Below are 4886 nucleotides of genomic sequence, written 5' to 3' on the forward strand. Positions count from 1 at the left end.
AAATGGACAATGCCTATTCAGGAATGGGGACAAACGATTACTCAATTATCCATTTACTTTGAAGGTCGATTAGATGATATAATTAAAATCTAGTCAAATTTACTGACACAGAATTTTGAACGCCCTCGAATAAAATTTTCTCTTAATTTTCCCTCACCCCGACCCTCTCCCAAAGGGATAGGGAGCGTCATTTGAATTAATACTTGCATGGATTTAGTAATGAAATTCCCTCTCCTGTTAGGAGAGGGTTAGGGAGAGGTGTTTTTACTTTTAAGCCCTAAACACACTTCCCATAAATCATCTAATACAGCATCAGTTTCTAACAACACTTCATTATTCCAATACCGTACAACCGCTAAACCTAAAGCTTCCAAAAACTTAGTCCGTTCAGCATCATATTCAATAACATCATCCGTTCCATGCTGACTGCCATCCAACTCAATCACTAAACCAATTTCATGACAGTAAAAATCTACAATAAAGGAAGCAATCACATGCTGACGGCGAAACTTGAGATTCATAAAGCGTTTAGCACGAAGTAATTGCCACATCAGGTTTTCTGCATCTTTAGCAGAGTGGCGCATGGATTTAGCGAATTCTAGTAATTGGGGTTCTATTTTCATTTTATTTCTTCTTAATATAATTCTTATTATATGATACACAATGGAATTCCCTCTCCTGAGCAAGTTTTAAAGCACTGCTTTAAAACGAAGCGCAAGTGAGGGTTAGGGAGAGGTGAATCTAAAAATAACCCTCTCCCAAAGGGAGAGGTAGAAAAACCTTAAAGCATCCCACGCCTTAAAAACATCTCTAATCCACTTACCTTTTTGATATACATCAGGCGTTCTTTTTCGACCTTAATCTGCTGCTTGATAGTGGAAGTATCTTCATCAATCTGTTTATACAGATCAGCAATTTGAACCTTACCTTTTGCCTTTTTGACTGCAATTCTGGTTTTTGATGACCAGACCAATCGATTGATCAATGCATCAATCTGCTCTTGTAACTTCTGGCTCTGCACATCCAAAGCCAGTTGATACAGCTTGACTTGCTCTGCACTTAAACTCTTTTGCGAAGGATCTCGATCTTGCTCAATCTGAAGCTGCATTTTTAATAAGACAAACAAATCCTGTTCTGCATAGGCTTCGTTGGCACGCTGCAACAATTCAGTTTTTTTAATCTTTTTTACATCATTCGCTTCACGATCCGGATGAATCGCTGCAGCAATCTTTAAATATACAGATTTCACTGACTGCTCTGCCATTGCGGCTGCCTGTTTCTGCTTTTCCTGCTGGCGTTTTAGTTTGGCCTGCTCGCGGATTTGCTGAAAATGATCAGAAGCCCATTCTTCAAATCCCTCAGCATCTGCCGGATCTGGGATATTTTCATTCTTAAAGAATCTTTCCAGTTCATTGGTCTTTTTTTGGCTTTTTCTGAATTGAGCATGTTCAGCACGTTGCTGATAATAGGTGAAGATTTCATTGACCTTATTGGCTTCTTGCGCTGACATCGCCTGAGAATCTTGCAGATAATCTGCCAGGTATTGAATCTTCTCATCCAGTACTACCAACTCGACCTTGGTAAAATCTGTTTCCTGTAAGTGGTTCCAGAGCTGTTCGAGCTGCTCAAACAGCACACCATGCAATTCATGATAGACCGGCATAAAAGTTTTATGCGTATATTGCTGTAGGTCTTCTTCAGCCTGTTGCCATTGTTTTAACTCCAACTTCTGCTGTTCGATTTTATCAATCAGACGATCCAGCTTCTTCTGCTGTGGCGAAAGTGCTGTGAATGGCTGGATCATGGTTTTTAAGTCAAAGAGCATGGCAGCAGAAAGACCCAAGGAAATCTTATCTATATTAATTCTTTCAGCATTCGCCACAAAGTTCTTTTGACCTTAGGCTATTGAAATTTGTATCAGAATTAAAAAAAGCAGAACTGTGTCTGCTTTTTCCATGCTGCTGTTTATTATTCCAGTACCACACGGCCATTTAAGGGCTGTACCGGACGGTTATTTGAATGTCCCATTAGCTTGGAAAATTCTGAAATCTGTTGCTTTGAGGCCTGCTGGATCTCTTTCAGAATTAACCAGCGCACACCTTCGGAACATGGTGGTGTGGTCAGCGAACCACTAAAGCGGTAATAATCCAGATTCTTAGGCAACATCTCATTTACAGGTTGCGGTTTCTTCAAGACGACTTTTTCACTTTGCTTTTTCGGCAAGCGATTCCACATACGTTTAAGCATCGGATTTTCTGTACCCTGCGCAAACATCATCGCCACTACAGCAAGTTCACCTTGAGTATTGGCATGGACAAAATGAATCTCTAGAGGATAGCTCTTGCCTTTAATTAGGTTCTCACTTGGGCTATGTAGATGAAACTGTTTCAGCACAAAAGTTTCACCATCCAGCTGTAATTCTCCGCCTTGAGCAAAGTCTACCTGAACGGTATGACCTTTATTTTCAATTGTGTGAATCATAGTGTTATAGCTAAACTTGAGCGGTTCCAGTTCGGCTTTGACTGTTCGCTCGATATTGATTGGTGACTGGTTCAGTCCATTACAGGCTGAATATTTCTGGTTTAGAGTCGACCATTGTTCAGGCTGATCATAGTTCCAGTCTGCATCTGCAAATACCGCTGTACTTAAGCCCATAACCGTTAAAAGCGTGAATATCTTTTTCACAATACATCCTTTCTTGGAAGTCAAAATCAATATTTTTAATTTAAAAAACAGATTTTTAGCTTGATCTAATCGCTATATTTTTCAGGCCACAACATACAGAAATTTATAATTATCAAGTTATTTGATTACAAATCATTAAATAGTTCTCTTTATTCCTAGGAAATTGCTCAGATTTTATCTTGATATATTTCAGTAGGATATTATTTGTACTGATTAAAAATCACACAGAGTAAAATGTGAACTGGTTCAAATTTAATCTGTTGAATAATCAATCAATATTTACATGAAATATCTATCTTATTTTCTTAAAATCGCTATATCTTTCACTCATAGCAATCACATTCAAAAAACATAATTTATTTTTATTCAAAAACTTACACAATTACAGCAGCAAACTAACAGCCGAGATTGATAGACTCGTAACAAAGAGTGATCTGGAATAATAACAATGGACTGGGCCACCATATTTATAAATGATACGACTTGGGAATTTGCCACAGAAATTTTGCTGCGCTGTGTAGTGATGTACGCGATGATTATCCTGTTTCTGCGGCTGACAGGTAAACGTGGGGTACGACAACTTTCGATCTTTGAAGTCACCATCATTCTTGCCTTAGGTTCTATTGCCGGCGATCCGATGTTTACAGAAGATCTTCCTCTGATCCAGGCAGCGCTGATCATGTCGGTGATCATTTTTCTGTATCGCCTCACCACCTGGCTCATGATGAAATTTCAATGGTTTGAAGACCTGCTCGAAGGCAAACCGATTCATATTGTGGAAGATGGTTTACTGGTCATTGATGAAATTAAAAAAGGCAAAATGTCTCATGATGAATTCTTTGCTGAAATGCGTCAGCAAGGCATTGAACATTTAGGTCAGGTTCGTTTGGGTTTATTGGAAACTGACGGTAAATTCAGCATTTTATATTTCCATCCAGATGATGTTCGGCATGGGCTCCCGCTTTTCCCGAAATCCTGCTGCATTGTCAAAGAAGTCAGACCAGAAGAACTTTATGCCTGTATTTATTGCGGTCAAGTCCAGCATTTAAAAGAAGCGGAACAGACTTGTCCGCGCTGTCACTCTCACCAATGGGCAAAAGCCATGAATAGCCATCGGATTACTTAAATTAAAGCTGCTTAAGCCGCTGCAAATTGTCAAAGATTTCTGGTAGTTGCTGAATCTTGTATTGAATATACTCGGCATTCGGATGGAAACCTTGCATCCACAAAGCATGCATACCTGCGGCTGTTGCGCCTTGAACATCATTGACAGGATGATCACCAATATAAAGACATTGTTCTGGCTGTACGCCTAAACGCTCTGCGGTAATCTGGAAAATTTCCGGTTGCGGTTTATTAAAGCCGACCAGACCTGAACTGATAATCTCATCAAAATAATCTGCAATACCTAAACCGCGAATGGTATTTAATCGGGTGTCATGGCCGCCATTGGATACAATGGCCAAGCGATAACCTTCAGTTTTAAGCTGTTTTAATACTCGCCCTGCTTGCGGCATCTCTACGGCGAAACGTCCAAACTGACTAAACCAGAATTGCGCCAGCTCGTCTAGATCTGGTGGAGTTAACCAAGATAATTCCTGTAATAATGCATATGCAGCTGAAGCGCCAATACTGCCATGAGTCAGCAATTCCTTTTTGGGATAACCGCCATTGTCTATGCGTCGCACAATCTCAATAATTTTCTCAAGTTCAACCTGTGCTAGTGCCGAAGCATAATATTCTGCCAGATAACGGCTATAGGCCTGTGTCGTCAGGTCACGATGCGTCAAGGTATTGTCGAGATCAAATAAAACGGCTTGGATCGTCATAATGTTCAAATCAAAATATTGAAACTTTCAGCCATGGTAACAGCCTGAAACTGGGTAGATTAGACCTAAAATTGCTAAGTTTTGTTGTTTTAAGCATAAAAAATTGATGCTGAAGCACCGCTTTTTGATAGGAAAATAAAACTCTGGGTTAGAATTTGTATTTTAAGCCTGTACAAAAATCCCTATGCTTTATTAAAAATAACCTTTCTCCTAAAGTATTGATATAAAAAATCCCACCAAGTGGTGTAATGCCAGTCAGTTAAGCAAATTTTAGTAAAATGTAGTAAAAATGAGTGTATGTAAATACGCTCATTTTTTTATGTCTTTATCTGAACATTTAGAATCCACTCTTGAACATTCTCTCCCATCACT

At 39.3% G+C, this 4886-nt stretch carries 5 protein-coding genes; 1 reads left to right on the top strand and 4 read right to left on the bottom strand.

Annotation, left to right across the window (positions count from 1 at the left end):
- Positions 1-248: 248 nt before the first annotated feature.
- The 3 genes from FTV18_RS15340 to FTV18_RS15350 all read right to left on the bottom strand — a co-directional run bounded on the left by FTV18_RS15340 (position 249) and on the right by FTV18_RS15350 (position 2655).
- Complete coding sequence (locus tag FTV18_RS15340) at positions 249-623, bottom strand: endonuclease domain-containing protein (protein WP_180018784.1); 375 nt, start codon at positions 621-623, stop codon at positions 249-251.
- Positions 624-781: 158 nt separating this feature from the next.
- Positions 782-1825 (bottom strand): molecular chaperone DnaJ, encoded by a 1044-nt coding sequence (locus FTV18_RS15345; RefSeq protein ID WP_180018788.1) that lies wholly within the window; start codon positions 1823-1825, stop codon positions 782-784.
- Positions 1826-1968: 143 nt separating this feature from the next.
- Entirely contained in the window at positions 1969-2655 is a 687-nt protein-coding gene (locus FTV18_RS15350; protein WP_180018786.1) for a carbonic anhydrase, read from the bottom strand.
- Positions 2656-3133: 478 nt separating this feature from the next.
- Between FTV18_RS15350 and FTV18_RS15355 the strand changes: the two genes are divergently transcribed.
- A complete protein-coding gene (locus tag FTV18_RS15355; protein WP_180002480.1) occupies positions 3134-3811 on the top strand; it encodes a DUF421 domain-containing protein in 678 nt (225 codons plus the stop codon).
- Position 3812: 1 nt separating this feature from the next.
- On the opposite strand, the gene FTV18_RS15360 is transcribed toward FTV18_RS15355, so the two are convergent.
- Positions 3813-4514: an HAD family hydrolase gene (locus tag FTV18_RS15360; protein WP_180018782.1), complete on the bottom strand. Its 702-nt coding sequence runs from the start codon at positions 4512-4514 to the stop codon at positions 3813-3815.
- Between the last annotated feature and the right edge of the window lie 372 nt (positions 4515-4886).

Origin of the sequence: Acinetobacter sp. YH12241 (genome assembly GCF_013417535.1) — a bacterium.
Lineage (GTDB): Bacteria > Pseudomonadota > Gammaproteobacteria > Pseudomonadales > Moraxellaceae > Acinetobacter.